Source organism: Solimonas sp. SE-A11, from assembly GCF_030345715.1.
Lineage (GTDB): Bacteria > Pseudomonadota > Gammaproteobacteria > Nevskiales > Nevskiaceae > Solimonas_A.
Genome location: NZ_JAUASX010000018.1, coordinates 1 through 24,331, shown reverse-complemented (window position 1 = coordinate 24,331; position 24,331 = coordinate 1). Strand labels below are relative to the sequence as shown.

Below are 24,331 nucleotides of genomic sequence, written 5' to 3'. Positions count from 1 at the left end.
ATGTATCGCGATCTTTCAATCAACGCAACTTTTCCCCAATTGATCCATGGGGATAGGTTTGCTTCTTAATGTTCAACCTTCAAGAATTCAGAAATGTGGCCCGACCAGGGGCCTGATAGGCGCGCCCGGCGCCCTTCTCCATGGACCTGCAGGTCCACGATCAGGTCGGCCGGGGCCAGCAGGCCGGCGCCCTTCTCCGGCCATTCCACCAGCCAGAGATGATGCTCCGGCGGATAGTCTGCAAGCCCCAGGTTCTGCAGTTCCAGCGGGTCCGCCAGGCGGTACAGATCCATGTGCAGGACGCTGCGCCCACCCAACTCGTAGGGCTCCATCAGCGTGTAGGTGGGGCTGCGGATGCGGCCTTTCACCCCCAGGGATTCCAGCAGCCCTCGTGCCAGCGTGGTCTTGCCGGCACCGAGATCCCCCAGTAGCCAGAGGACGCCGCGCGGCTGCGGCCCCAGCGCCCGCGCCAGGGCGGCACCCAGGGCGGCGGTGGCGTCCGCGTCAGCCAGGGAATGAAGGGTTTCGGAGTTCATGCGACAGGGTTCACCACGCGACGGAGCTGGCCAATCAGGTCGCTGGGGAGCAGGCCACGCTCGCCTTCGGCAGCGGCGAGGTCGCCGGCCATGGCATGCGCCAGGACCCCCGCGGCGGCCGCCTCTTCGAGCGGCAACCCCTGGGCGATCAGGGCGGCGATGATACCGGTCAGCACATCCCCCATGCCACCGACCGCCATGCCCGGATTGCCGCGGTCGCAGAGCCACAGGCGCTGGCCGGCGACCAGGCTGCCGGCACCCTTCAGCACGGCGACGCCGCCGTAGCGGGCCGGCAGCGCCTGCGCGGCAGCCGGGCGCTCGCGCTGCAGCTCGACCGTGCTGGACTTGAGCAGGCGTGCCGCCTCGCCCGGGTGCGGGGTCAGCACCCAGTTGTCGCGGCGGATCGGCTCCCGCGCCAGCAGGTTGAGGGCGTCGGCATCCATCACCAGCGGCAGGCTGCTGTCCAGCACCTCCGCCAGCAGGCCCAGGCTCCAGTCGTCCTGCCCCAGCCCGGGGCCGATCGCCACCACGTCGGCGCGCTCCATCAGCCGCCGCAGCAGCGCCGGTTCCTCGATACCATGGCACATCAGCTCCGGCTGGCTTGCCGTGAGCGCCGCGGCATGGGCCGTGCGCGTGGCCAGCGTCACCAGCCCCGCCCCGCTGCGCAGGGCCGCCCGGCCCGCCATAAGGGCAGCACCCGACATGCCGATGTCGCCGCCCACCACCAGCACATGCCCATGGGAGCCCTTGTGCGCACCCCGCGCGCGCCGCGGCAGCCAAGCAGCCAGTTGCGCCGGCGCCAGCACCGTGGCCACCGGCACGAGGCCCTCGTGGGCTTCCGGCGGCACGCCAAGATCGTCGAACAGCCGCTCGCCGCTGCAGGCGGGGCCCTCGCCGGTCTCCAGGCCCAGCTTGCGGCCGATGAAGCTGACCGTGACGTCCGCCAGCACCGCCGCGCCCCGGAGGCGACCGTTGTCAGCATCCAGGCCGGAGGGAATGTCCACCGCCAGAACCCCGGCGCCACGGGCGCGAGCAGAGCGCATGGCGTCCACGGCTGCCGCGGCAGCACCCTGCAGCGGTCGCGACAGGCCGATGCCGAACAGCGCGTCCACCACCACATCGGCACCATCCAGGCCGCCGGGCAGCAGCAGGGCTTCCGTCCCGCCACCGGCCAGCCAGTCGGCACGCGCCTGGACAGCATCGCCGGCCGCCGCGGCGGGGCCGACGGCATGCAGTGTCACCGGCAGGCCGGCATCGCGCGCCAAGCGGGCGATCACGTAGCCATCGCCGCCATTGTTGCCGCCGCCGCAGACCACGGCGATCTGCCGCGCCGCCGGCCAGCGCCGGCGGATCTCGGCCCAGCAGGCCCCGCCTGCGCGCTGCATCAGCTCGTAGCCGGGGATGCCATGGCGCTCGATTGCACGCCGGTCGAGTTCGCGCACCTGAGAGGCGGAATACAATCTGCGGGCGATGTCGTTCATGGCCGCCAGTATAGGAACTCCCCCAGCCGCCTTGGCGGCCGGCCTGCCGGCGCGCATCCGCGCCTGGGCGCAGGAGCTGGGCTTTGCCGACGCCGGCATCGCGGAGCTGACGCTGGACGAGGATCTGGCGCACCTGCGGCGCTGGCTGGACGAGGGACGTCACGGCGGCATGGAGTTCATGCGCCGCGACCTGGCCCTGCGCGAGCATCCCACCCGACTACGGCCCGGCACCCTCAGCGTGATTTCAGCCCGCCTGGATTACCGCCCGGAGGCGGAAGCCGCCGAGGCGGTGCTGCGCGACGGCGACCAGGCCTACATCTCGCGCTACGCGCTGGGGCGCGACTATCACAAGCTGATGCGCGGCCGCCTGCTGAAGCTGGGCGCCCGCATCGAGGCGGAGGTGGGGCCGCACGGCTACCGTGTGCTGACCGACAGCGCCCCCGCGCTCGAGAAAGCGCTGGCGCGCAATGCGCGGCTGGGCTGGATCGGCAAGAACACCCTGCTGCTGAACCCGGCCGCCGGGTCCTGGTTCTTCCTGGGCGAGATCTACACCGACCTGCCCCTCACTCCCGAAGAGCGCCCCACGGTCGCCGAGCAATGCGGGCGCTGCAGCGCCTGCATCCGCATCTGCCCGACGCAAGCGATCACCGCGCCCTACAAGCTCGACGCGCGCCGCTGCATCTCCTATCTCACCATCGAGCACCACGGCCCGATTCCCGAGGAACTGCGGCCGATGATGGGCAACCGCATCTTCGGCTGCGACGACTGCCAGCTGGTCTGCCCCTGGAACCGCTACGCCCGAACCACGGTGGAGCCGGACTTCGCGCCGCGCCACGGCCTGGACAGCCCAGGCCTGCTGGAGCTGTTCGCCTGGGACGAGGAGGAATGGCTGCGCCGCACCGAGGGCATGGCCCTGCGCCGCGTCGGTTACCCGCGCTGGCTGCGCAACCTGGCGGTGGCCATCGGCAACGCACCGCGCTCCACGGCCGCCGCCGCGGCCCTGGTTTCACGGCTGGAATATCCCGACGAGGTGGTGCGCGAGCACGTGCGCTGGGCGCTGCAGCGGCAGGCGGCTGACGTCTAGGGGACGCAGGCCGCCTGTGGCGACACCGCCAGCGCCTCGCCGGTCTCCTGTAGGGCCGCGGCAATGACCGGCGTGGCCGGCAGCTCCGCAGCGCGCACCAGGGCTGCCGCCGCCGCCTCGCGGCAGCCCAGCTCCAGCTCCACCTGCGCCAGGTTGTTGTAGCTGGCGGCATCCGGCTTGAGCTCTAGCGCACTGCGGTAGGCCTGGCGTGCGCCCACCTTGTCGCCACCGCGATAACGGACATTGCCGAGCAACTGCCAGGCCAGCGGTAGCTCTGGCCAGCGCGTCGCTGCCGCCTCGTAGGCCGAAGCGGCCAGCGGCAACTGGCCGAGTTCCTCGAAGGCTGCGGCCGCCGTCAGCCAATCCAGGGCAGTGGCGCTGGCCGGCACCTGATCGACCGGCGTAGCGACCATCGCCCAGCGATCGGCGCGCTGCCAGCTATCCATGAAGCGGCGATAGCTCATCACGCGCCGCCGGTTGGTACCCGAACGCAGCACCACGGTCTCCGCCACGGGGTCCGCGCCGATCACCACGGCGTAGTGCCAGGCCGGCAGCCAGGACACGCCGAGGTTCTGCAGCACCAGCACCGGCTTGCCCGAGGCCAGCTCGGCGAACAGGGCACCGGGCTCAGGCTTGAGCACGTAGGCCAGCCGCTGCTGGCGGCGCGTGGCCGCCACCAGTTCCAGCTGCAGGCTGCCCTTGCGGCCGGGCAGGAAGACCTGCGGCGCCAGCTCGTCCGGCGTCACCGCCAGTCCCGAGGCACCCAGCACAGTGGCCAGTGCGGCGGGGCCGCACTGGTATTGCGTCTGCGGGAAGAACGGCGTGTCGGCCAGCTCGGTGGCGGCGGCGGCCTCCGGCCACTGCGAGCGCAGCGGCGCGTAGCTGGCGCAGGCAGCCAGCGCCAGGGCGACGCAGGCTGCCGCGAAACGCCGCATCAGATCGCCGTGAAGATGTTGGTCACGCCGAGCAACTCGAGGATCAGCAGCACCACGAAGACAACGCCGATCACGCCGATCACGCCGCTGCCGGCCGGCTGCTCCTCCATGTTCTGCGCGAGCTGCTGCAGCTCCTGCTCGGTCAGCGCATTGATGCGCTCGGTCGCCTGCTGCGCATCCACGCCCAGGGACTGGAGCTGCTGGCGCACGTCGTCTCGCGCCATCCACTGCTGCAACTGCTCACGGTTGACCGTCGTGCGCTCGGACTGCAGCAGCTGCTCGCTGCCGACGATGCCGGCCTGAGCCGGCAGCGGCATGCCGACCATCGCGAGTGCGGCGAACAGGATGCCCAACAGGAAATGAGAGGGTTTGGACTGCTTCATGACACGCTCCTTGTGTAGAAAGTCGGGGTGGGTCAGGCCTGCCCCTGGGTACTCCGCCTGACCTGTTCGAGCAAGGCGATGGTAGAGGGATCCAGGCCGGCATCCTTTCCGTCCATCGCCTTGAGGACATCCTGTGCCAGCTGCTTGCCGAGCTCGACGCCCCATTGGTCGAAGGCATTGATCTCCCAGATCACGCTTTCGACGAAGGTGCGGTGCTCGTAGAGCGCCAGCAGGGCGCCGAGGTGCCAGGCATCCAGCCTTGGCAGCAGCAGCGTATTGCTGGGGCGGTTGCCGGAAAACACCCGGTGCGGCACGGCGCTCTCCAGCGCCTCGCCGGATAGCCCCTTGCCGTGCAGTTCCTCATGCACCTGGGCCGGCGTCTTGCCCCGCATGAGCGCGGCACTCTGCGCCAGGCAGTTGGCCACCAGGATGCGATGATGCTCGTCCAGGCCCGGGGCCCCCTGCATCGGCAGGATGAAGTCCACCGGATGCACGCGCGGCCCCTGGTGCAGGGTCTGGAAGAACGCGTGCTGCGCATTGCTGCCGACATCGCCCCAGAGCTCCACAGACGTGCGGTAGTTCACCCTGGCGCCGTCGCGCGTCACCGTCTTGCCGTTTGACTCCAGTTCCAGCTGCTGCAGCCAGCCGATGAACTTGTCCAGGCGCTGTGCATAGGGCACCACCACCTGCGTGCCGTAGTCGAGGAAATTGAAGTTCCAGATCGCGATCAGGGCCAGCAGTACCGGCAGGTTCCGCTCCAGCGGCGCCGACACGAAATGCTGATCCATGGCCCGCGCTCCCTCCAGGAGGGCGTCGAAACGAGCCGGCCCCACGCTGAGCAGGATTGCCAGGCCTACCGCTGACCACAACGAATAGCGGCCGCCAACCCAGTCCCAGAACTCGAACATGTTGGCCGGGTCGATACCAAAGCGCTCGATCTCGGCGCGGTTGGTGGACACGGCGACGAAATGGCGTGAGATGGCTTCTTCACCGGCATGCTGCACCAGCCAGCGACGCGCGGTATGCGCGTTGGTCATCGTCTCCTGGGTGGTAAAGGTCTTGGAGGTCACGATCCACAGGGTGCGTGCCGGGTCCAGCCAGCGCAGCAGGCCGCCGATCTGGGCGCCGTCGACGTTGCTGACGAAATGGATGCGGGGGCCGTCGGCCTCGTCGCGCAGGGCCTCGCGAACCATGCGGGGGCCGTAATCCGAGCCGCCGATGCCGATGTTGACCACGTCCTGGATGGTCTGGCCGGAGTACCCGCGCCATTGCCCGCTGCGCACGCGCTCGGCGAAGGCATTCATGCGCTGGCGCACTGCATGCACGGCGGGCATCACGTCCGCACCCTGCACTTCCATGCGGCTGCCGGCGGCACCCCGCAGGGCCATGTGCCCGGCGGCACGTCCCTCGGTGGCATTGAGCGTCTCGCCCGCCGCCATGCGCTGGATCCAGCCTGGCAGGTCCTGCTGGCGGGCCAAAGCCATCAGGAAACCCAGGCCCTCTCGATCAATCAACTGCTTTGAGTAGTCGAGGCGAATCCCTTCCAACGATGCGGAAAAGTCCGCAGCACGCTTCGGATCATTGTCGAACAGGTCCGTGATACGCCGGCCCTTCATGGCCTGCGCATGGTTCTGCAGCCGGCGCCAGGCCGGGGTTTGAATGAGGGCGGTCGTCATCGGAGTCGATACGCTGCTGGTGGCGGTCGATACGCTTCTTTTGGCGACAGTGTAATTCACGACCCCAGGCCCCGGTGCGACAGTCGTCATAAAGACAACATGGTATGGCTGAATCGGCCCTGAACTCCCTGGAAAATCAGTTCCAGTGATAGTTGAAGCTGACGCTCACCCGCTCCTCGTCCACCGGATTGGGGGGCACCTCGTGCCGCAGCCAGCTTTCGAACAGGATCAGGCTGCCGGCCTTGGCCGGATAGACGATATGGGCCTGCCCGGGGCTGCCGGCCTTGCGCATCGGTGCCGCCATCATCCGCGACAGGCGCGGATCCTCGAACTTGAGCCCCGGCGCCCCGCGCGGCACGCGCAGGTAGTAGGTGCCGCTGATCACCGCGTGCGGATGCAGGTGGAAGCTATGGGCGCAACCGCGGGGCATGATGTTGAGCCAGCAGTCGCTCATCCCCAGTCGGCCGCCGCGCAGGTCCCACTCCAGCTTGCGCGCATAGGCGCGCACATGACGGTCCACCGACCGCCGCAGGGTATCGAAGCTGGAGGAGAACTGGTGCAGCCGATCCAGCGACCCGTAGCTGGTGTAGCCGCCCGGATAACTCTTTTCCGACCAGCGCCGCCCGGCTTCGTCGTAGTCACGGATCTGCTCCGCCTCGCGCAGCAACTCGTTGTTGAACGCACGCAGACCCTCGCGCTGCAGTGGCGCGTGGTAGATCAGCGTTGGAAACCAGGCCTTGGTATTGGACATGTCTGGATGCCTGAAACGAGAACGCCCGCTTGCGCGGGCGTCTTTCGAACCGGAAGGCGCTTAAGCGGCCATCTGCACGGGAATGGTGTTGGCGGTGCGGACCACGCGGTTTTCCTCGTCGAGATAGACCAGGCGCGGCTTGAGCTGGCGGGCAGCAGCCTCGTCCATCTGGGCATAGGCGGCAATGATCACGCGATCGCCGACGCGGGCCTTGTGGGCTGCGGCGCCGTTGACCGAGATGATACCCGAGCCTTCCTCGGCGCGGATGGCGTAGGTGGTGAAGCGCTCGCCGTTGGTGATGTTGTAGATGTCGATCTTCTCGAACTCGAGGATGTTGGCGAGATCGAGCAGCTTGCCGTCGATGGCACAGGAACCGTCGTAGTCCAGCTCGGCGTGCGTTACTCGCGCACGGTGCAGCTTGCACTTGAGCATATGGAGATGCATGGCGTATGTCCTCTGAAGGGTCTGCGAATCCGGTGGCCCACTAAGACATGCACCTGATACGCGGTTTGGGTCGAAACGGGCGGCCCACTAAGACATACGCCCGGGCTTGTGACCTGGGTCGCAAGCGGCAGCTCAGTTTACCCGATTCCGATCGTTCATCAAAGCTTCACGACGAGATTGTCGATGAGGCGGGTCTTGCCGAGAAACGCGGCCAGCAGCACGACGAACGCGTCATCCTGGGCGCCCGGCGGGTCGAGCTGGGGATTGCGGACTTCCAGGTACTGCGGCTTGAAGCCGGCGGCGAGCAGCCGCCCCAGGCCCTGGGCGCAAAGTTCGCCAAAATCGCGCCTGCCCGCCCGGATCGCGTCGGCGATTTCGGTCAGTGTGGCGTGAATCTGAGCGGCGGTACGCCGCTCGTCAGCGGCAAGGTATTGATTTCGCGAAGACATCGCCAGGCCGTCCGTCTCACGTTCGGTCGGCACGCCGACGATCTCGATCGGCAGGTGCAGGTCCGACACCATGCGCCGGATCACCAGCAGCTGCTGGTAGTCCTTCTCGCCGAACAGGGCCACGTCGGGCTGCACCTGGTTGAACAGGATGTTGACCACGGTGGTCACGCCATCGAAGTGGCCCGGGCGGAAATGCCCTTCCAGGATCGTCGAGTAGTGCGGCAGCGACACCTGGCAAAGGTGCTCGCGGCCATTCGGGTACATCTCGTCCACCGTGGGCGCGAACAGCAGGTCGCAGTTCACCGACTCCAGCCGCTGCTGGTCATCCGGCAGCGTGCGCGGGTAGCGCCCGAAGTCCTCGGTGGGCCCGAACTGCAGCGGGTTGACGAAGACGCTGGATACGACCCGGTCGGCCAGCTTGTGTCCGCCCGCGATCAGCTTCAGGTGGCCCGCGTGGAGATTGCCCATGGTCGGCGCGAAGGCGACGCGCTGGCCGGCACGGCGCCACTCGGAAACCTGGGCGCGCAGCTCGGCGACGGTGCGGACGGTCTTCACTTCAGGAAGCAGTGCTCGGGGGCGGGATAGGCGCCGCTCTTGACCTCGGCGACGTAGTTGCGGATGGCCGTTTCGATGTCGACGCCACCGGTCATGTAATTCTTGACGAAGCGCGGCTTGCGACCCAGCGTCACCATCGGCGAGATGTTGAGGATGTCGTGCATCACCAGGATCTGGCCATCCACGTCCTGGCCGGCACCGATGCCGATCACCGGCACCGGGGATGCCTCGGTGATGCGGCGCCCCAGCTCGGCCGGCACGCATTCCAGCAGCAGCAGGTCGGCGCCAGCCTTGGCCAGAACCTCGGCATCGTGGAGCATTTCCCGAGCAGCCTCCTCGTCCCTGCCCTGCACCTTCATGGCCCCCATCTTGTGCACGAACTGCGGGCGCAGGCCCAGGTGCGCACAGACCGGCACACCACGCACCGACAGGTACTCGACGATGCTGGCTTGCTCGCGGCCGCCCTCGAGCTTCACCATCTTGGCGCCGCCCTCCTGCATCAGGCGCAGGCTGGCATCCAGCGCGCGCTCCAGGGTGGCATAGGACAGGAACGGCAGGTCCGCCACCAGGAAGGCGCGTTTCAGGTGCGGGGCGACGCAGCGCGAGTGATAGGCGATGTCCGCCACCGTCACCGGCGTGGTGGTATTGCCGCCGTGGATGACCATACCCAGCGAGTCACCCACCAGGATCATGTCGACGCCGGCGCGGTCCTGGATCAGGGCGAAGCTGGCGTCGTAGCAGGTCAGGCAGGCGATCTTCTCGCCGGCCTCGCGCATGCGGCGCAGCTCGGAAACGTTCACGGTCTTGGCGGGTTCCATACGGGCTCCGAAAATAGGGGGGCTCCGAAAGCGGCGCGACTATAGCAAATGGTCCCGCGGCAATCGCAGCCCGTCGCCGTCCTCGCCCAAAGCTGACAGAAGTTCGCAAAAATCCGCCCGCGAATGCAGGAAATCGAAGCGTGCCGTGTCCACCTCGATGACCGGAGCCGGCGCGTACTGGCTGAAATAGCGGCGGTAGGCCGCGGATAGGCGCAGAAGGTAGTCCGCCTCGATCGACACCTCGTACTCCCGTCCGCGCCGGGCGATGCGTTCCAGCAGCAGCTCCGGCGGGGCGGTGAGGTGGATCACCCGCTTCGGCGGCGGCACATTCCAGGCCAGGCGCTCGAACACCTTCAGGTACAGCTCGAAGTCGGCGTGCTCCAGCGTCAGCTCGGCGAACAGCCGGTCCTTGTCGAACAGGAAGTCCGCCACGCAGCCCCGGGAGAACAGGTCCGGCTGCTGCAGTTGCTCGGCCTGCCCCGCCCGCTGCAGCAGGAAGGCCAGCTGCGCCGGCAGCGCGCCGCTGGCCGGATCACGGTAGAAGCGCGGCAGGAAGGGGTTGTCCTCCGGGCGCTCCAGCAGCAACTCGTAGCCCAGCTCCGCCGCCAGCAGGCGCGCAAGCGTGCTCTTGCCCGCACCGATGGGCCCTTCGATGGCGTAATAGTTCATCGGCCTGCTACCAGGGCTGCAGGCCGGCCCGGCCCAGCGCCTGCGCGGCATCGGCCACGCGGCCCACCCCGGGGATTTCCAGGTCGGGAGCCACGTCGGCCAGCGGCGCCAGCACGAAGTTGCGCCGGCCGATCTGCGGATGCGGCAGGCACAGCTCCGGCGAATCCAGCGTCACGCCTTCGTAGTGCAGCAGGTCCAGGTCGAGGCGTCGTGCCGCCCAGCGCCGGCCATCGCGCACCCGCCCCGCGCAGCGTTCCAGGTCCAGCAGGCGATCCATGAGCTGCCGCGGCGTCAGCCCGGTATCGAGCACGCAGGCGGCGTTGCAGTAGTCCGGCTGCCCGGGCTCGCCCAGCGGGGCTGTGCGGTACAGGGGGGATTGCGCCAGCACGCGGCCACAGCTGCCGAGACCAGCCAGGGCCTGCAATACCTGCTCGGCCGGCTGGCCGAGATTGGCGCCCAGGCCGATATAGGCGAGCGGCATCAGTCCGTGGAGGCTGCCGGACGGCGGCGCCCACGCCCACCGCGACGGCGGCGGCGCTTGGGCCCGTTGCCCTCACCCGGCGAGTCCTCGTCCGTCGGCACAGGGGGCAGTTCCGCGCCCTTCTGGGCCTCGGTCCACCAGTCCGCCAGCTCCTGCGGCGCCTCGCCGACGGCCGCGCGCAGCAGCAGGAAGTCGTAGGCCGCACGGAAGCGCGGGTGGGTCATCAGGCGCTGGGCACGGCCGCCACGGCGGCCGTCGAAACGGGTCTGCATGGCCCAGATTTCGCGCATCGGCACCGAGAAGCGCTTGGGGATCGCCACGCGCTGGATCGCCTGCGACAGCACGATCTCGGAGGCCTCGGCGATCGCCACGTTGGGATGCTTGCCGTCACGGCCGACCAGAGTGTTGACCTGGGCAGCCACCGCCGGCCACAGCAGCGCGGCGTAGAGGAAGGCCGGGCTGACCGGCATGTCGGTGCGCACGCGCTCGGCGGTGTTGCCCAGGGCACGCTTCACGAAGTCCAGCGCACGCGGGTAGCGCAGCATGGATTCGGTATAAGGGAACAACTGCCCGAACAGCCCGTGCTCGCGCAGTCCTTCGAAGTTGGCCACGCCGTCGACGCTCTGCAGCAGCTTGAGCACCTCGTCGAACAAGCGCGCCGCCGGGATTTCCTGCAGCAGCGCGGAGAGGCGGCGGATTGGCTCGGCGCTGGCCGGCTCGATGCGGTATTTCAGCTTGTTGGCAATGCGGACCGCCCGCAGCATGCGGACCGGGTCCTCACGGTAGCGCAGTTCCGGATCGCCGATCAGGCGGATCACGCCGTCCTTGCAGTCCTGCAGGCCGCCGGCGAAGTCCACGATGGAGAAGTCGCGGATGTCGTAGTACAGCGCATTGACCGTGAAATCGCGGCGGAAGGCGTCCTGCTCCAGGTTGCCGTACTGATTGTCCGAGAGGATGCGGCCGGTCTCGTCGCGCTCGTGGGAATCCGTGATCGGGCCACGGAAGGTGGTGACCTCCAGGATTTCGTCACCGAAGCGCACATGGGCGATCAGGAAACGGCGGCCCACCAGGCGGCAACTGCGGAACACCTGCCGGATCTGCTCCGGATGGGCGTTGGTCGCAATGTCGAAGTCCTTGGGCTCGATGCCGGCGAGCAGGTCGCGCACGCCGCCACCGACCACATAGGCCTCGTAGCCGGCGTCCTTGAGGGTGTAGAGCGTCTTGAGCGCCGCGCTGGAAAGCTGCGAGCGGGAGATGGGATGCTCGGCGCGGGGAATGCGCTGGGGTTCGATGGTGGGTACCTGCTAATGTTTTTTTTGATCAGGGCCTTGAGAGGCGCGAAACGCTGCGTATAATACGCGCCCTTGTTGTCGCCTGAAACATGCTCCTATCGTCTAGAGGCCTAGGACGGAGCCCTCTCAAGGCTTAAACCCGGGTTCGAATCCCGGTAGGAGCGCCAAACAAGCAGCAAAAACAGCCCCCGCAAGGGGGCTTTTTTGTGCGCGTTTGGCGCGACACCGGGATGAGAACCCGCAGGGTTCGACCGGATCGCCAGGAGCGATCCGGCGCGCTGGCGCAAAGCGCCAGCAGCCCTCGGCAAGGCCGAGGGTCAGGCCCATGGATGGGCCTGACAATCCCGGTAGGGCCACACTTCTTACCTCTCCCTCTGGGAGAGGTCGCGCGGAGCGCCGGGTGAGGGCCTCTCAATCGGCGGCGAGGTGCGTACCGCCAACACACCACCCCGCTCCCGCCAGCAACATAGGGAGAACCCGCGTTCACCGCCTCCATACCCTTCTTTCCATCGTATCCTCCGTCTCAAAGCCCCTCGGAGCCCCCCATGCGCCTCGCCCGCCCCCTCCTCCTTACACTCGCCCTGCTCGCCGCCGCCCCCATGGCGAGCGCTGCCTGCCCGGCCAACAGCCCCCTGAACGCCTCCGCCAAGCGCCTGCTCGGCCCGGTCGAGCCGCTCTGCGAGACCTACGGCGGCAAGGTGGTGCTGGTGGTGAACACCGCCAGCCAATGCGGCTTCACCCCGCAGTACGAAGGGCTGGAAAAGCTCTGGAAGACCTACAAGGACAAAGGCCTGGTGGTCCTGGGCTTCCCCTCGGACCAGTTCGCTGGACAGGAACTGGACAGCGACGAGGAGATCCAGAAGTTCTGCAAGCTCAACTTCGGCGTGAGCTTCCCCATGTTCACAAAGAGTGATGTGCGCGGCGACAAGGCCAACCCGCTGTTCGCGGCCCTGATCAAGCGCACCGATACGGCGCCCAAGTGGAATTTCTACAAGTACCTGATCGGGCGGGACGGCCAACCGATCGAGGTCTGGTCGTCGCGCACCAAGCCGGAGGACCCCAAGCTGGTGCAGGCGATCGAGACGGCGCTCGCGGCCAAGGCGCCCTGAACGCCGGGGTGCAGGCCGGGCGCCCCGGCGGGTATGCTGCGCGCCCCTGACGCACCCAGACCCTGATCGATCGTGACCGAGACCACCCTCCCCGCGCCGCTGTGGCGGCGCCTAACTGCTGCCGTGTACGACGGCCTGCTGCTCGTAGGCCTGGCCTTCGCCACGGTGATCTTCTTCGGGATCGGCTGCTGGGCGCTTGGAGTAGAGGCCAATGAAAACGAAAAGGCCCTCAGGTTCTGCCTGTTCGCGGTGGGCCTGGGTTTCTTCGGCGGCTCCTGGACCAACGGCGGCCAGACGCTGGGCATGCGTGTCTGGCAGTTGCGGGTCCGCCGGCTCGACGGCAGCGCGCTGCGCTGGCCCACCGCAGCAGTGCGCTATGCCGTGATGAGTGTGGTCTGGGGCGCCCCCATGATCGCGGTGGCGCTGCTGTCGTCCCCCACGCTCGCCGCCCGGCATCCCAACTACGAACTGCCCGGCGTCGCCGTGCTGGCGATCCTGACGGGCGCCTTCGTGCTGAGCCTGCTGGACGCGCGCAAGCGCGCACCGCAGGACTGGCTCAGCGGCTGCGAAGTGGTGGTGGAACCGAAGCAGAAGGCCTAGAACCAGCCGGCGCTAGCGAGCCCGCATCAGCCGCCAGGCCGCGATGCCGCCGAGCAGGAAGGTAGGCAGGCCTGCGGACAGTATCGGTGGCCAGCCGCCAATCTGGCCGGTATTGGCGGTGACTTCGTTGGCCATGTAGAAGGCCACGCCCACCAGAACACCGAACAACAAGCGCTGCCCGGTACCGGTATCGCGCAGGGACCCCATCACGAAGGGCACGGCGAACAGCATCATGGCCATGACCGTGAACGGCGCCATCAGCTTGCGGTAGAGCTCCAGGCGATACTGGCCGTCGTCCAGGTCATTGGCCTGGAGATAACTGGTCAGGCTCATCAGGCCGCGGATGCTGATGGCATTGGACTTGAGCATCACCAGCCGCAGCACCTCCGGCGAGATGTTTCCCTCCCAGACCATCTCCGGCAGTTCGGCCACCTTGGCGCCGGCCTCGCCGAAATCCGTGCGGCGTACCTTGCGCGCCTGCCAGTGGCCGTCCACGTAGCTGGCCTCCTCGGCATGCACCACCGCCGCCAGACCCAGGTCCGGCCGCAGGCTGTAGGCGACGATATCCGCCACCTCGGTCTCGGTCTTCACCTGGCCGACATGCAGGATGACATTGCCCTCGCGCAGCCAGACGGGCTGGTCGATGGAGCCCGGCACACGCCCGCGACGGTACTGCTCGCGCAGTTCGGTGGCATTCTGCTTGCCCATCGGCGCCAGCCAGTCGCCCAGCACCAGGTTGATGGCGCCAATCACCAGGCCTGCCATCAGCGTGGCGCGGCCGATGCGGGTCAGCGAGATGCCAGCCGCGCGCATGGCGGTGATCTCGTTCTGCGCCGCAAGCGTGCCCAGGCCCATCAGGGTGCCCAACAGGGCAATGATCGGCAGCAATACATGAAGGCTGGTGGGAATCTGCCACAGCACGTAGCCCGCCAACTGCCAGACGCCGTAGTTGCCCTTGCCGATGTCGCCGGACTCGGACACGAAGGTGATGAAGGTATAGATCGCCGACAGCGCGAGTGCGGCGATTGCGGTGAGGCCGAAGATGTGCCCCATGATGTAGCGGTCGAGACGACTGATGAGGATCATTTGCGCATCCAGCCCTCGCGCTTGGCGATCAGCGTCAGAGCCAGTGCGGCTGCCATGGCATGGATCCACCACAGGCCCAGCACCTCCGGCATCTTGCCCTTGGCCAGGTAGGTCTGGCCAAAGGTCAGCAGGTTGGAATACAGCAGGTACACCACGATGCCGATCACGACCTTGCCATAGCGGCCCTGTCGCGGCGCGATATGCGACAACGGCACCGCGATCAGGATCATCAGGAACACGCTGATCGGCGAAGCCAGGCGCCAGTGCCATTCGGCACGGTCGGCGGGGTCGCTGGAGCCCAGCAGTTCCAGGGTCGGCTTGACCTTGCGCGCTTCGGACTTGTAGACGAATTCCGGCAGCTGGATACGCGAGGTGAGGGTCCGGTAGTGCGTGATGTCGTAGGCGCCCTTGCCCGGCTCGCCCTGGAAGCGCCAGCCATCCTCCAGCACCAGATGGCGGCTGCCGTCGGCGTCCTGGACATAGCGTCCGGATCGCGCCGTCAGCGCGCTGCTGCCATCCTCGTCCTGCAGTTCGCCGAAGACCATGCCCAACTGGTTGCCGCTGTCGTCGACCCGGTCGGTGTAGAACACGGCGCGGCCGTTCCCCACTTCCTTGAAGCGCCCCGCCTCGAAGGGATTGAACTGCACCAGCCAGCGGCCGTCCTTGAGAAGGAAATCCGCCTGGCGCCCCGCCCAGGGACCGACCTGGAAGCTGAAGGCACCCGCCAGCAGCGCCATGCCCACCGCCAGCATCACGAACGGCCGATACAGGCGCCCACCGCCGACGCCGCAGCCGTTCATGGCGGCGATCTCCTGGTCCTTGTAGAGGCGCCCCAGCGTCAGCATCACCGCCATCAGCGCGGAGAAGGGGATCAGGATCATCAGGTACTGCAGGCTGGTGAGGGCGACCACACTCAGCAGCAGGTCCTTGGGCAGCGTCCCGCCGGCCGCCTGGGCCAGGTAACGGGCAAATTGCGCGGAGATCATGATCGCCAGCAGCACCAGCGCTACCGCGACGAGGGCGCCGGCGGCTTCGCGCAGCAGATAGCGTCCGAGAATGCCGAGTCGCATGGGGTCCGGCGATGGGGGCGGATCGCAATTATGCCGATCCCGGGGCCCGTGTCACCCTTCCGGCGGATAACTGTACGCCTGCGGGCGAAAACAGGGCATTTCCCGCCTGGGGTCCATGGAGACCAAAAAATCCTACCAAATAACTACCGTAATTCACGAATATAGCTTGGTAGGCAAAAAAATTGCCGATACAATGCCGGCCGCCCCTCCCCTTGCCGCGCTCCGGCGCGCCGGGCGGCAGCGGCAGGCTTTTTCCCTCAGCGAGCACCCACAACAGAATCCCGGCCCGGGCCCTACCCGGACGGCAGGCGTCAGGTGAGTTCATGGAATATTTCGTAAAGAGCGGCAATCCCGAGAAGCAGCGCGTTGCCTGCGTCATTGTTGGCATTTTTGACCGCCGCGCGCCCTCCGAAGCCGCCGAAACCATCGACCGCGCTGGCGACGGCATCATCGGCAGCGTCATGCGTCGTGGCGATATGGACGGCAAACTGGGCCAGACCCTGCTGCTGCACAACGTGCCCGGCACCTTCGCTGACCGCGTAATGCTGGTGGGCTTGGGCAAGGAGCGCAGCTTCGACGAGGCCGCCTTCCGCAAGGCCATGATCGCCAGCGCCAAGGCGCTGCGGGCCACGGGCTCGATCGACGCGGTGAACTTCATCACCCACCTGCCCATCAAGGGCCGCGACTACCAGTGGAACGTGCAGCAGGCCGCCCTGGTGACCGAGGACACCTACTACCGCTTCGACGAGTGCCGTGGAGAGAAGGCGCGCGAGGACCTGCCCGTCTCCAAGCTGGAGCGCTACACCTTCGACGTGCCGCGCCGCTCCGACCTGCCGGCCGGCGAGAAGGGCCTGGCCGAAGCACTGGCCATCGCCAAGGGCGTGAACCTGGCCAAGAACCTGGCGAACCTGCCGGGCAACCTCTGCACCCCCACCTACCTGGCCGAGCAGGCCCTGAAGATCGGCAAGGCCGGCTCCGGCATCAAGACCAAGGTGCTGGACACGGCGGAGATGGAGAAGCTCGGCATGGGCTCGTTCCTGTCCGTGGCCCGCGGCTCCAGCCAGCCGCCCAAGCTGATCATCATGGAATACCTGCACGGCCCCAAGGACGAAAAGCCCATCGCGCTGGTCGGCAAGGGCCTGACCTTCGACGCCGGCGGCATCTCGATCAAGCCCGCCGCGCAGATGGACGAGATGAAGTTCGATATGTGCGGCGGCGCCTCGGTGTTCGGCGCGCTGACCGCCATCGCCGAGCTCAAGCTGCCGCTGAATGTGGTGGGCATCGTTCCCGCCACGGAAAACCTGATCAACGGAGACGCGGTCAAGCCGGGCGACATCGTCACCAGCATGGCCGGCATCACCATCGAGGTGCTCAACACCGACGCGGAAGGCCGCCTGATCCTCTGCGACGCGCTGACCTACGCCGAGAAGTTCTACGAGCCCAGCCTCTGCGTGGACATGGCCACGCTGACCGGCGCCTGCGTGGTGGCCCTGGGCTCGCACGCCTCCGGCCTGTTCGCCAACAACTCCGCCCTGGCCCGCGCCCTGCTGGCGGCCGGCGAGCAGATCGGCGACCGCGCCTGGGAACTGCCGATGTGGCCGGAGTACGACGAGAACATCCGCAGCGACTTCGCCGACGTGGCCAACATCGCCACCCGCGGCGGCCGCGAGGCCGGCGCCATCATCGGCGCCACCTTCCTGCACCGCTTCACCCGCAAGATGAAGTGGGCGCACCTGGACATCGCCGGCACCGCCTGGGTCGGCAAGAAGGCCAGCGGCCGCCCGGTGCCGCAGCTGAGCCAATGGCTCATCAACGTCGCCGCCAAGAAGACCGAGGAATGAGACAGGGTGGCGGTCGCCAGGGGCACCCGCCCCGGCGACGCCGCACACCGCCATGACCCGCATCGACTTCTACATCCTGCCGGAAGGCAGCACCGAGAACAGCGTGCTGACTGCCTGCAAGCTCTGCGAGAAGGCAACCGGCGCCGGCATGAAGGTCTATGTCAACGCGCCGGGCGCCAGCCTGGCGGACGAACTCGACGGCGCCCTCTGGAGCTTCCAGCAGGGGGCCGGCTTCATCTCCCACGAGCGTTACCTGGGCCGCCCGCCGGAGGAGCCGTTGCCGGCCGTGCTGATCGGTGACGGCGAGCCGCCGGAAACGCACCATGGCGCCCTGATCAACCTGAGCCTGGAAGTGCCGGGCTACTTCAGCCGCTTCGATCGCGTGCTGGAACTGGTTTCCGGCAACCCCGAGGCACGGGCCAAGTCGCGTGAGCGCTACAAGTTCTACCGCGACCGCGGCTACGAGCTGAAGACCCACAATCTCTGAGGGCCTGCATGAACCTCCTGGCACGCCCCTGGCCGCTGTTTCTGCTGGCGGTCGCCGTGTCGCTGTACCGATACTGGGCCTGGACACTGGCGGACGGCATCAGCCTTTCCAGCGAGGAGGCCCTGTATTGGACCTGGGCACAGTCGCCGGACTGGGGTTACTACTCCAAGCCGCCGATGATCGCCTGGCTGATCCACCTGGCCGGGGAGCTCTGGGCCAGCGACGCGGAGCGCGTGATCAAGGCCATTCCGCTGCTGCTCTACCCCCTGACCACCCTGCTGGTCTACGCCCTGGGCCGCAGGCTCTACGACCCTGCTACTGGCCGCGATGCCGCTCTGCTGTTCCTGCTGATGCCGGCACTGTTCCTGTCCGCTTTCGTGGTCACTCCCGACGTGCCGTTGCTGCTGGCCTGGGCGGCCGCGCTGTGGTTCCTGTGGGCCGCCGTGCAGGGCAACCGCTGGCGTGACTGGCTGCTGCTGGGCCTCTGCTGCGGCCTGGGCCTGCTGTCGCGCTACAGCATGTCCTTCTTCGTCTTCGGCGTGCTGGCCTTTGCCCTGGGCCACCCTGCCGAGCACCGGCTGCTGCTCAACCCCCGCCTGTACGTCGCCGCCGGCATCGCCGCACTGGTGCTGCTGCCCAACGTGCTGTGGAACCTGGAGCACGACCTGGTGACCTACCGGATCCATGCGGAGATCTCACAGCTGGGCGAGTCCCTGGTCCATCCGGGCGCCCTGTTCGAATTCTTCGTCGCCCAGTTCGGCATCTTCGGCCCGCTCAGCCTTGCGTTGCTGGTGCTGGGACTGGCCCGCCTGCCGATGTGGCGCCGCGGCACGCGCGAACTGCGCTTCCTGCTGGCCTTCTGCGCCGCGCCGCTGCTGCTGATCTGCGGTATCGCCCTGCTGACCCATGCCTCCGCCACCTGGGCCGCGCCGCTGTACCTGGCCGGTGCCGTGCTGGTGGCGGCGCTGTACCGCGAACAGCGGCCCTGGATCTTGCGGGCGCTGGAGCTGAATGCCGTACTGGGCATGGCGCTCTATCACTACCCGGCCGTCCTCAAGGCTACCGGCCGCCCCCTGGAGCCCCGTTACGACGCCTTCCAGCAGCTTCGCGGCTGGGACCAGATCGGCTACCAGGCGCAGCGCGAAATCCAGGAATACGGTGACCTGCGCCTGCTGACGGACGACGGCCCACTCACGGCATCCCTGATCTACTACGCACGCCCCCTGAAGGACCCACGAATCTGGGTACTCCCCGGCCAGCCGCCGCAGGATCATTACCAGCTCACCATGCCCTTGCAGCAGGGTGACGACGGTCCCTTCCTCTGGGTAACGGCCGGGCCGGCCGCTACCGAGGTCCTGCTGCGCTTCAGCCGCTTCGAGCGTCTGCCGGATCTGGAGACCGAGTCCTATCCCGGCCTGCGCCGCCGTTACGAGGCCTGGCGCGTGGAAGGGTTCAAGGGATACGAACCGCGCCCCTGAGGCACCCCATGAGGCCCATTTCTCCCCGGGCCTGCAGGGGCAAGAAGCAGGCGCGGCCACTGCGGCCCGCTTCGTTTTTTTGTAATCTGTGCGGCCGTTTCGCGCGCCGCGCGAACCCCCGACAAGACGCTGAATCCCATGGACAAGACCTACGACCCCCGCGCCATTGAATCCCGCTGGTGCGAGGCCTGGGAAAAGAACGGCTGGTACACGCCCGAAACCGTGGCGCAGATCCGTGGCGGTGATCGTGCCGCGATGCCGCCGTACAGCATCGTGATCCCGCCGCCCAACGTCACCGGCACGCTGCACATGGGCCACGCCTTCCAGCACTCGGTGATGGACGCACTGACACGCTACCACCGCATGGCAGGCTACGACACCCTGTGGCTGCCCGGCACCGACCACGCCGGCATTGCCACCCAGATGGTGGTGGAGCGCCAGCTTGCTGCCCAGGGCATCAAGCGCACCGACATGGGCCGCGAGAAGTTCCTGGAGAAGGTCTGGGAGTGGAAGGAATACTCCGGCAATACCATCACCAACCAGATCCGCCGCATGGGCAACTCCGTCGACTGGACGCGCGAGCGTTTCACGATGGACGAGATGCTCAACAAGGCCGTCACCGAGGAGTTCGTCAAGCTCCACGAAGACGGCCTGGTCTACCGCGGCAAGCGCCTGGTCAACTGGGACCCGGTGCTGCTCACCGCGATCTCCGACCTTGAGGTGGAAAGCAAGGAAGAGAACGGCAACCTCTGGCACTTCCGCTATCCGCTGGCCGACGGCTCGGGCCATCTCACCGTCGCCACCACGCGCCCCGAGACCATGCTCGGTGACAGCGCGGTGGCCGTGCATCCGGAAGACGAGCGCTACAAGCACCTGATCGGCCGCAACGTGAAGCTGCCGCTGTGCAACCGCGAGATACCAGTGATCGGCGACGACTACGTCGACCGCGAGTTCGGCACCGGCGTGGTCAAGATCACCCCCGCGCATGATTTCAACGACTACGCCGTGGGCCAGCGCCACAAGCTGCCGCTGATCAACGTTTTCACCCCCACCGCCCACATCAACGACGAAGCGCCCGCCGCCTACCGCGGCCTGGAACGCTACGATGCGCGTAAGCGCGTGGTGGAGGACCTGGAAAAGCTCGGCCTGGTCGAGAAGATCGACGACCACAAGCTGATGGTGCCGCGCGGCGACCGCACCGGTGTTGTCGTGGAACCCTTCCTCACCGACCAGTGGTTCGTGGACATGAAGGGCCTGGCCGCGCAGGCACTGGCCGCCGCCAAAGACGGCCGCATGCAGTTCGTGCCCGAGAACTGGATCAACACCTACGACCAGTGGCTGGGCAACATCCAGGACTGGTGCATCTCGCGCAACCTCTGGTGGGGTCATCGCATCCCCGCCTGGTACGACGAGGACGGCAAGCACTACGTCGGCCGCAATGAAGCCGAGGTACGCACAAAGTACGAGCTCGCCGACAGCGTGACGCTGACGCAGGACGATGACACCTTCGACACCTGGTTCTCCTCCGCGCTATGGCCGTTCTCCACCCTGGGCTGGCCGAATCCGACCGAGGACCTCAAGCGCTGGTATCCCACCAGTGTGCTGGTGACCGGCTTCGACATCATCTTCTTCTGGGTCGCCCGCATGGCCATGATGGGCCTGCATTTCATGGGCGAGGTGCCGTTCCGCGAGGTCTACATCACCGGCCTGGTGCGCGACGCCGAGGGCAACAAGATGTCCAAGTCCAAGGGCAACGTCCTGGACCCGCTGGACCTGGTCGATGGCATCACACTGGAAGACCTGCTGCGCAAGCGCACCACCGGCCTGATGCAGCCACAGCTCGCCGCCAAGATCGACGCCGCCACGCGCCGCCAGTATCCCAACGGCATCGAGCCGGTGGGCGTGGACGCGCTGCGCTTCACCTTCCTCGCGCTGGCCAGCACCGGCCGCGACGTGCGCTTCGACGCCAGCCGCGCCGGCGGCTACCGCAATTTCTGCAACAAGATCTGGAACGCCGCCAACTACGTGTTCATGAACACGGAAGGACAAGACTGCGGTCAGAACGAGAGCCTGCCCTACACCCTCTCCGCCGCCGACCGCTGGATCGTCTCGCGCCTGCAGAAGCTCGAGACCGAGGTCGCGGAGCACTTCAAGACCTACCGCTTCGACCTGCTGTCGCAGTCGCTCTACCAGTTCATCTGGAACGAGTACTGCGACTGGTACATCGAGCTGTCCAAGCCGGCGCTGCGTTCCACCGACGAGGCTGTGCTGCGCGGCACCCGTCGTACGCTGGTGCGCGTGCTGGAAACGTCCTTGCGCCTGCTGCACCCGCTGATGCCCTTCATCACCGAGGAAATCTGGCAGCGTGTCGCCCCGCTGGCCGCCAAGACCGGCCCCACGTTGATGCTGCAACCGTACCCCGTCGCCGACACCGCCAAGATCGACGAAGCCGCCGAGGCCGACATCGAGTGGCTCAAGGGCTTCATCCTGGGCGTGCGCCAGATCCGCGGCGAGATGGACATCGCCCCCGGCAAGGTGCTGCCGCTGCTGCTGCAGAACGCCAGCGCCGCCGACGGCGACCGCCTGGCGCGCCTGCAGGATGCGATCCAGTTCCTGGCCCGCGTCGAGGCACCGCGCGTGCTCGCCGCCGGCGAAGCCGCCCCCGAATCCTCCACCGCACTGCTCGGCCAGATGACTCTGCTGGTGCCCATGGCCGGCCTCATCGACAAGGATGCCGAACTGGCCCGCTTGGCCAAGCAGATCGCCAAGCTGGAAGGCGACATGGCCAAGACCGAGGCCCGCGTGGCCAACCCCAATTTCGGCAAGGCACCCGAGCACGTGCAGCAGCAAGGACGCGACCTGCTGGCCAAGCAGCAGCAGGACATGGCGGCGCTGAAGGCGCAGAGCGAGAAGATCAGCGCGCTCTGAGCAGCAGATATAAAAGAGCCCGCCGATGGCGGGCTTTTTTATATCTAGGCCCCACGCTGAACGCTGCTGCCGCGAAGCCTCGGAATCCGGGTGGGGGATGCTGCTAGCCCCGCTAGCAACGTCACATCCCTCACCCTTTCCCGCTACCTCGCCTTCACCCCTACCGCCCCCAGAATCTCTTTTGCACTCACCGGCACTCTGGCGGCACGAAACGCTCGCTACCCGAATTCGTCGCGCAGCGCCAGGTGACCGCGCCACCGGCCACGGCCGAGGGCGTATACGTCAACACCACGTTCTGCGCCTTGTCCGTGCCGGTCACCGTCAGCACGCCCACGGCACAACTCAGGGACGCCGTATTCTCTGTGGCCACGCTGATCGCATTGACGTCGTCACAGGTCGCGGCATTGATCAGGCCAGCGCGTGTCAGGATGTTCTCAGTGACCCGGGCCCGCGCATCCCCGCTGATCGACACCAGCTCTGCGACCCGGCCACGCACCACGTACTCCAGATAGGCAGGCACGGCCAGGGACGCCAGGATGGCAACGATAGCCGTTACGATCATCAGCTCCACCAACGTGAAGCCCTTGTGAGCCACCGTCATGGGAATCTCCACCCCGCTTGCGTTGCAGGGATGGAGGCACGGCGCATGCCACCAATGCCTGCTGATCACAATCAAGAGAATCAATGAGTTGGCGAATCGCGGCAGCGGCGAGGCCAACATGAATAGTCAGTCACTGACAAATTTCGGCAGCATTCCATTGCTTCCTGGATACGACATCCACCCGATGAAGCCAGCAAATACTCCAGGAATTGCCGCCTTCAACCGATACATTGCAGTGGCGTAGCCTGGATACAATCCGGGATTTTCCGCTCGCTACTATGCGCAGCCTCCGGACTTCGACCGGGCTACTTCTGTGAAGCAAAAAATGGAACCCCGCTATGAGTTCTATCCGTCAGGGCGCAAGATATTCCTCATCGAGCCAAGCCCCACGTCGTCACGCAGCGACCTAAGCCCATCGCATGCCGGGAACGATCTCACCCACCCGGCCCATGCCCTCACGGCTCCAAAAATCCCCCGCACTAGAACGATTGCCGGATAACCCAGCAAGGCTCTGCCACACATCCGCGAACGAGTCCCGGGTCCGCCTGCTGTCGGTACTCATTAACAACACGGTATTGCTGCCCGCCGGGCCCCTCCACCAGGGGAGCCCGCGTAGCGCAACGGGTGACCCACCCCCGATAACTGTGCCGGCCATTAGTGGAAATTCCGGCCTTGTTACCGCTCCCGCGAACTCGCTTGGGCCCCTTGTTGTCGGGCGAATTCAGCAGGTGTCTGCCATTGCAGTGCAGAGTGAGGACGTTCCTCGTTATAGAAACGCCGCCACGCCTCAATCTTGCCCTTCGCGTCGTCGAGTGACAAGAACCAATGCTCGTTAAGACACTCCTGCCGGAAGCGCCCGTTGAAGCTCTCGACCAGGGCGTTATCCGTCGGGGTGCCGCGTCGAGAGAAGTCCAGCTCCACGCCGTTTTCATAGGCCCACCGATCTAAGACCTTGCCGGCAAACTCGCTGCCGTTGTCGACCTTGATCGCGGCGGGTCGACCGCGCTCCCCAACAAGGCGCGTCATCGCTGCCGCGACGTGCTCGCCGCGCAGCGCTTGGTCAACCACGATGTCGATGCACTCATGGGTATAGTGATCAACGACGGTCAGCGCTCGAAAGCGCCGGCCGTCAAACAGCGCGTCGCTCACGAAATCCATCCCCCAAAGATCATTAGGCGCGAAGGCTTCCTTCCTCGGCTGGCGTCGTCGGCCGCTTCGACTGCGCCGAGGTCGGCAATGTCGCAGCGACAAGCCCTCGGCCTTGTAGAGCCGATGCACGCGCTTGTGGTTGTCGCCAGCCTTCCCGCCTCAGAACGACAAATACGCGCGGACAGCCGTAATGCACCCGGCTCGCGGCAATCTCCCGAATCCGCATCCGCAGCGCGCTGCAATCCCGCGCCTTGGGTTGATAGGTGAACGACGTCCGCGACATCGACATGATCTTGCAGGCCCGGCGCGACGTTACCCCAAAATTGAGTAGCACCGTGGTTTAGAGTCCGACCCAAGACCCCAGGAGGTCGGACGTGAAGAAGCGGTATTCGGAAGAGCAGATCATCGGATTTCTGAAGGAAGCGGAT

23 protein-coding genes, 1 tRNA gene and 1 pseudogene are annotated in these 24,331 nt (G+C 66.8%); 9 read left to right on the top strand and 16 right to left on the bottom strand.

Annotated elements, in window-relative coordinates; genetic code table 11:
• Positions 1 to 65: 65 nt before the first annotated feature.
• Together tsaE and QT386_RS18080 are read right to left on the bottom strand one after the other, a co-directional pair.
• Complete coding sequence (gene tsaE / locus QT386_RS18085) at positions 66 to 536, bottom strand: tRNA (adenosine(37)-N6)-threonylcarbamoyltransferase complex ATPase subunit type 1 TsaE (protein WP_289275145.1); 471 nt, start codon at positions 534 to 536, stop codon at positions 66 to 68.
• The gene (locus tag QT386_RS18080; RefSeq protein WP_289275144.1) at positions 533 to 2,017 is read right to left on the bottom strand and encodes an NAD(P)H-hydrate dehydratase; all 1,485 of its coding nucleotides are present in this window, start codon (positions 2,015 to 2,017) and stop codon (positions 533 to 535) included. The genes tsaE and QT386_RS18080 overlap by 4 nt, the downstream gene beginning before the upstream one ends.
• Between QT386_RS18080 and queG the strand changes: the two genes are divergently transcribed.
• Entirely contained in the window at positions 2,016 to 3,101 is a 1,086-nt protein-coding gene (gene queG, locus QT386_RS18075) for a tRNA epoxyqueuosine(34) reductase QueG (protein WP_289275143.1), read from the top strand. The two genes, QT386_RS18080 and queG, sit on opposite strands and share 2 nt — an antisense overlap.
• On the opposite strand, the gene QT386_RS18070 is transcribed toward queG, so the two are convergent.
• The 10 genes from QT386_RS18070 to pcnB form a co-directional block, all read right to left on the bottom strand.
• Positions 3,098 to 4,036 carry a PA2778 family cysteine peptidase gene (locus tag QT386_RS18070; protein ID WP_289275142.1) on the bottom strand — a complete coding sequence of 313 codons (939 nt, stop codon included), beginning with the start codon at positions 4,034 to 4,036 and terminating at the stop codon, positions 3,098 to 3,100. The two genes, queG and QT386_RS18070, sit on opposite strands and share 4 nt — an antisense overlap.
• Positions 4,036 to 4,419 (bottom strand): PA2779 family protein, encoded by a 384-nt coding sequence (locus tag QT386_RS18065; protein ID WP_289275141.1) that lies wholly within the window; start codon positions 4,417 to 4,419, stop codon positions 4,036 to 4,038. Before QT386_RS18065 ends, QT386_RS18070 begins: the two co-directional genes overlap by 1 nt.
• A gap of 32 nt (positions 4,420 to 4,451) precedes the next feature.
• Positions 4,452 to 6,095, bottom strand: a complete 1,644-nt coding sequence (gene pgi / locus QT386_RS18060) for a glucose-6-phosphate isomerase (protein ID WP_289275140.1) — start codon at positions 6,093 to 6,095, stop codon at positions 4,452 to 4,454.
• 136 nt (positions 6,096 to 6,231) lie between these two features.
• Positions 6,232 to 6,846, bottom strand: a complete 615-nt coding sequence (locus QT386_RS18055) for a TIGR02466 family protein (protein WP_289275139.1) — start codon at positions 6,844 to 6,846, stop codon at positions 6,232 to 6,234.
• A gap of 60 nt (positions 6,847 to 6,906) precedes the next feature.
• Positions 6,907 to 7,290, bottom strand: a complete 384-nt coding sequence (gene panD, locus QT386_RS18050; RefSeq protein ID WP_104231717.1) for an aspartate 1-decarboxylase — start codon at positions 7,288 to 7,290, stop codon at positions 6,907 to 6,909.
• A 158-nt stretch (positions 7,291 to 7,448) separates the two neighbouring features.
• Complete coding sequence (gene panC / locus QT386_RS18045) at positions 7,449 to 8,294, bottom strand: pantoate--beta-alanine ligase (protein WP_289275138.1); 846 nt, start codon at positions 8,292 to 8,294, stop codon at positions 7,449 to 7,451.
• Positions 8,291 to 9,112, bottom strand: a complete 822-nt coding sequence (panB, locus tag QT386_RS18040) for a 3-methyl-2-oxobutanoate hydroxymethyltransferase (RefSeq protein WP_289275137.1) — start codon at positions 9,110 to 9,112, stop codon at positions 8,291 to 8,293. Before panB ends, panC begins: the two co-directional genes overlap by 4 nt.
• A 39-nt stretch (positions 9,113 to 9,151) precedes the next feature.
• Positions 9,152 to 9,781 (bottom strand): deoxynucleoside kinase, encoded by a 630-nt coding sequence (locus tag QT386_RS18035; RefSeq protein WP_289275136.1) that lies wholly within the window; start codon positions 9,779 to 9,781, stop codon positions 9,152 to 9,154.
• Between the two features lie 7 nt (positions 9,782 to 9,788).
• Positions 9,789 to 10,262 (bottom strand): 2-amino-4-hydroxy-6-hydroxymethyldihydropteridine diphosphokinase, encoded by a 474-nt coding sequence (folK, locus tag QT386_RS18030; protein ID WP_289275135.1) that lies wholly within the window; start codon positions 10,260 to 10,262, stop codon positions 9,789 to 9,791.
• Positions 10,262 to 11,539, bottom strand: a complete 1,278-nt coding sequence (pcnB, locus tag QT386_RS18025) for a polynucleotide adenylyltransferase PcnB (protein WP_289275215.1) — start codon at positions 11,537 to 11,539, stop codon at positions 10,262 to 10,264. The genes folK and pcnB overlap by 1 nt, the downstream gene beginning before the upstream one ends.
• A 106-nt stretch (positions 11,540 to 11,645) precedes the next feature.
• On the opposite strand from pcnB, the gene QT386_RS18020 reads away from it, so the two are divergent.
• From QT386_RS18020 to QT386_RS18010, 3 genes are all read left to right on the top strand, one after another.
• A tRNA-Glu gene (locus QT386_RS18020) sits at positions 11,646 to 11,721 on the top strand.
• 378 nt (positions 11,722 to 12,099) lie between these two features.
• Positions 12,100 to 12,663 carry a glutathione peroxidase gene (locus QT386_RS18015; RefSeq protein ID WP_289275134.1) on the top strand — a complete coding sequence of 188 codons (564 nt, stop codon included), beginning with the start codon at positions 12,100 to 12,102 and terminating at the stop codon, positions 12,661 to 12,663.
• Between the two features lie 72 nt (positions 12,664 to 12,735).
• Positions 12,736 to 13,263, top strand: coding sequence for an RDD family protein (locus tag QT386_RS18010; RefSeq protein WP_289275133.1), 528 nt, complete (start codon positions 12,736 to 12,738; stop codon positions 13,261 to 13,263).
• Positions 13,264 to 13,275: 12 nt separating this feature from the next.
• Here QT386_RS18010 and lptG read toward each other — a convergent pair whose 3' ends face one another.
• Positions 13,276 to 14,349, bottom strand: coding sequence for an LPS export ABC transporter permease LptG (lptG, locus tag QT386_RS18005; protein ID WP_289275132.1), 1,074 nt, complete (start codon positions 14,347 to 14,349; stop codon positions 13,276 to 13,278).
• Positions 14,346 to 15,419, bottom strand: a complete 1,074-nt coding sequence (gene lptF, locus QT386_RS18000) for an LPS export ABC transporter permease LptF (protein WP_289275131.1) — start codon at positions 15,417 to 15,419, stop codon at positions 14,346 to 14,348. Before lptF ends, lptG begins: the two co-directional genes overlap by 4 nt.
• Before the next feature lie 323 nt (positions 15,420 to 15,742).
• On the opposite strand from lptF, the gene QT386_RS17995 reads away from it, so the two are divergent.
• The 4 genes from QT386_RS17995 (at position 15,743) to QT386_RS17980 (ending at position 22,153) form a co-directional block, all read left to right on the top strand.
• A complete protein-coding gene (locus QT386_RS17995) occupies positions 15,743 to 17,260 on the top strand; it encodes a leucyl aminopeptidase (protein ID WP_289275130.1) in 1,518 nt (505 codons plus the stop codon).
• A 52-nt stretch (positions 17,261 to 17,312) separates the two neighbouring features.
• Positions 17,313 to 17,747, top strand: coding sequence for a DNA polymerase III subunit chi (locus tag QT386_RS17990; RefSeq protein ID WP_289275129.1), 435 nt, complete (start codon positions 17,313 to 17,315; stop codon positions 17,745 to 17,747).
• 8 nt (positions 17,748 to 17,755) lie between these two features.
• Entirely contained in the window at positions 17,756 to 19,225 is a 1,470-nt protein-coding gene (locus tag QT386_RS17985; RefSeq protein ID WP_289275128.1) for a glycosyltransferase family 39 protein, read from the top strand.
• A 138-nt stretch (positions 19,226 to 19,363) separates the two neighbouring features.
• Positions 19,364 to 22,153, top strand: a complete 2,790-nt coding sequence (locus tag QT386_RS17980) for a valine--tRNA ligase (protein WP_289275127.1) — start codon at positions 19,364 to 19,366, stop codon at positions 22,151 to 22,153.
• 187 nt (positions 22,154 to 22,340) lie between these two features.
• Here the strand turns inward: QT386_RS17980 and QT386_RS17975 are convergent, their stop codons facing one another.
• Positions 22,341 to 22,754, bottom strand: coding sequence for a pilin (locus QT386_RS17975; protein ID WP_289275126.1), 414 nt, complete (start codon positions 22,752 to 22,754; stop codon positions 22,341 to 22,343).
• On the opposite strand from QT386_RS17975, the gene QT386_RS17970 reads away from it, so the two are divergent.
• Positions 22,753 to 22,998: a hypothetical protein gene (locus tag QT386_RS17970; RefSeq protein WP_289275125.1), complete on the top strand. Its 246-nt coding sequence runs from the start codon at positions 22,753 to 22,755 to the stop codon at positions 22,996 to 22,998. The genes QT386_RS17975 and QT386_RS17970 overlap by 2 nt on opposite strands.
• Positions 22,999 to 23,429: 431 nt before the next feature.
• Here QT386_RS17970 and QT386_RS17965 read toward each other — a convergent pair.
• Positions 23,430 to 24,249, bottom strand: a pseudogene (locus tag QT386_RS17965) (IS3 family transposase); the annotation flags it as partial.
• Positions 24,250 to 24,331 lie beyond the last annotated feature (82 nt).

Coding starts and splice junctions, on each gene's coding strand:
- pgi (WP_289275140.1), bottom strand. CDS start 6,095: ATGACGACCGCCCTCATTCAAACCCCGGCCTGGCGCCGGCTGCAGAAC.
- QT386_RS17970 (WP_289275125.1), top strand. CDS start 22,753: ATGGGAATCTCCACCCCGCTTGCGTTGCAGGGATGGAGGCACGGCGCA.
- lptG (WP_289275132.1), bottom strand. CDS start 14,349: ATGATCCTCATCAGTCGTCTCGACCGCTACATCATGGGGCACATCTTC.
- QT386_RS18065 (WP_289275141.1), bottom strand. CDS start 4,419: ATGAAGCAGTCCAAACCCTCTCATTTCCTGTTGGGCATCCTGTTCGCC.
- lptF (WP_289275131.1), bottom strand. CDS start 15,419: ATGCGACTCGGCATTCTCGGACGCTATCTGCTGCGCGAAGCCGCCGGC.
- folK (WP_289275135.1), bottom strand. CDS start 10,262: ATGCCGCTCGCCTATATCGGCCTGGGCGCCAATCTCGGCCAGCCGGCC.
- QT386_RS18035 (WP_289275136.1), bottom strand. CDS start 9,781: ATGAACTATTACGCCATCGAAGGGCCCATCGGTGCGGGCAAGAGCACG.
- panD (WP_104231717.1), bottom strand. CDS start 7,290: ATGCATCTCCATATGCTCAAGTGCAAGCTGCACCGTGCGCGAGTAACG.
- QT386_RS17980 (WP_289275127.1), top strand. CDS start 19,364: ATGGACAAGACCTACGACCCCCGCGCCATTGAATCCCGCTGGTGCGAG.
- QT386_RS17975 (WP_289275126.1), bottom strand. CDS start 22,754: ATGACGGTGGCTCACAAGGGCTTCACGTTGGTGGAGCTGATGATCGTA.
- QT386_RS17985 (WP_289275128.1), top strand. CDS start 17,756: ATGAACCTCCTGGCACGCCCCTGGCCGCTGTTTCTGCTGGCGGTCGCC.
- tsaE (WP_289275145.1), bottom strand. CDS start 536: ATGAACTCCGAAACCCTTCATTCCCTGGCTGACGCGGACGCCACCGCC.
- QT386_RS17995 (WP_289275130.1), top strand. CDS start 15,743: ATGGAATATTTCGTAAAGAGCGGCAATCCCGAGAAGCAGCGCGTTGCC.
- QT386_RS18080 (WP_289275144.1), bottom strand. CDS start 2,017: ATGAACGACATCGCCCGCAGATTGTATTCCGCCTCTCAGGTGCGCGAA.
- QT386_RS17990 (WP_289275129.1), top strand. CDS start 17,313: ATGACCCGCATCGACTTCTACATCCTGCCGGAAGGCAGCACCGAGAAC.
- QT386_RS18055 (WP_289275139.1), bottom strand. CDS start 6,846: ATGTCCAATACCAAGGCCTGGTTTCCAACGCTGATCTACCACGCGCCA.
- panB (WP_289275137.1), bottom strand. CDS start 9,112: ATGGAACCCGCCAAGACCGTGAACGTTTCCGAGCTGCGCCGCATGCGC.
- QT386_RS18015 (WP_289275134.1), top strand. CDS start 12,100: ATGCGCCTCGCCCGCCCCCTCCTCCTTACACTCGCCCTGCTCGCCGCC.
- QT386_RS18070 (WP_289275142.1), bottom strand. CDS start 4,036: ATGCGGCGTTTCGCGGCAGCCTGCGTCGCCCTGGCGCTGGCTGCCTGC.
- queG (WP_289275143.1), top strand. CDS start 2,016: ATGGCCGCCAGTATAGGAACTCCCCCAGCCGCCTTGGCGGCCGGCCTG.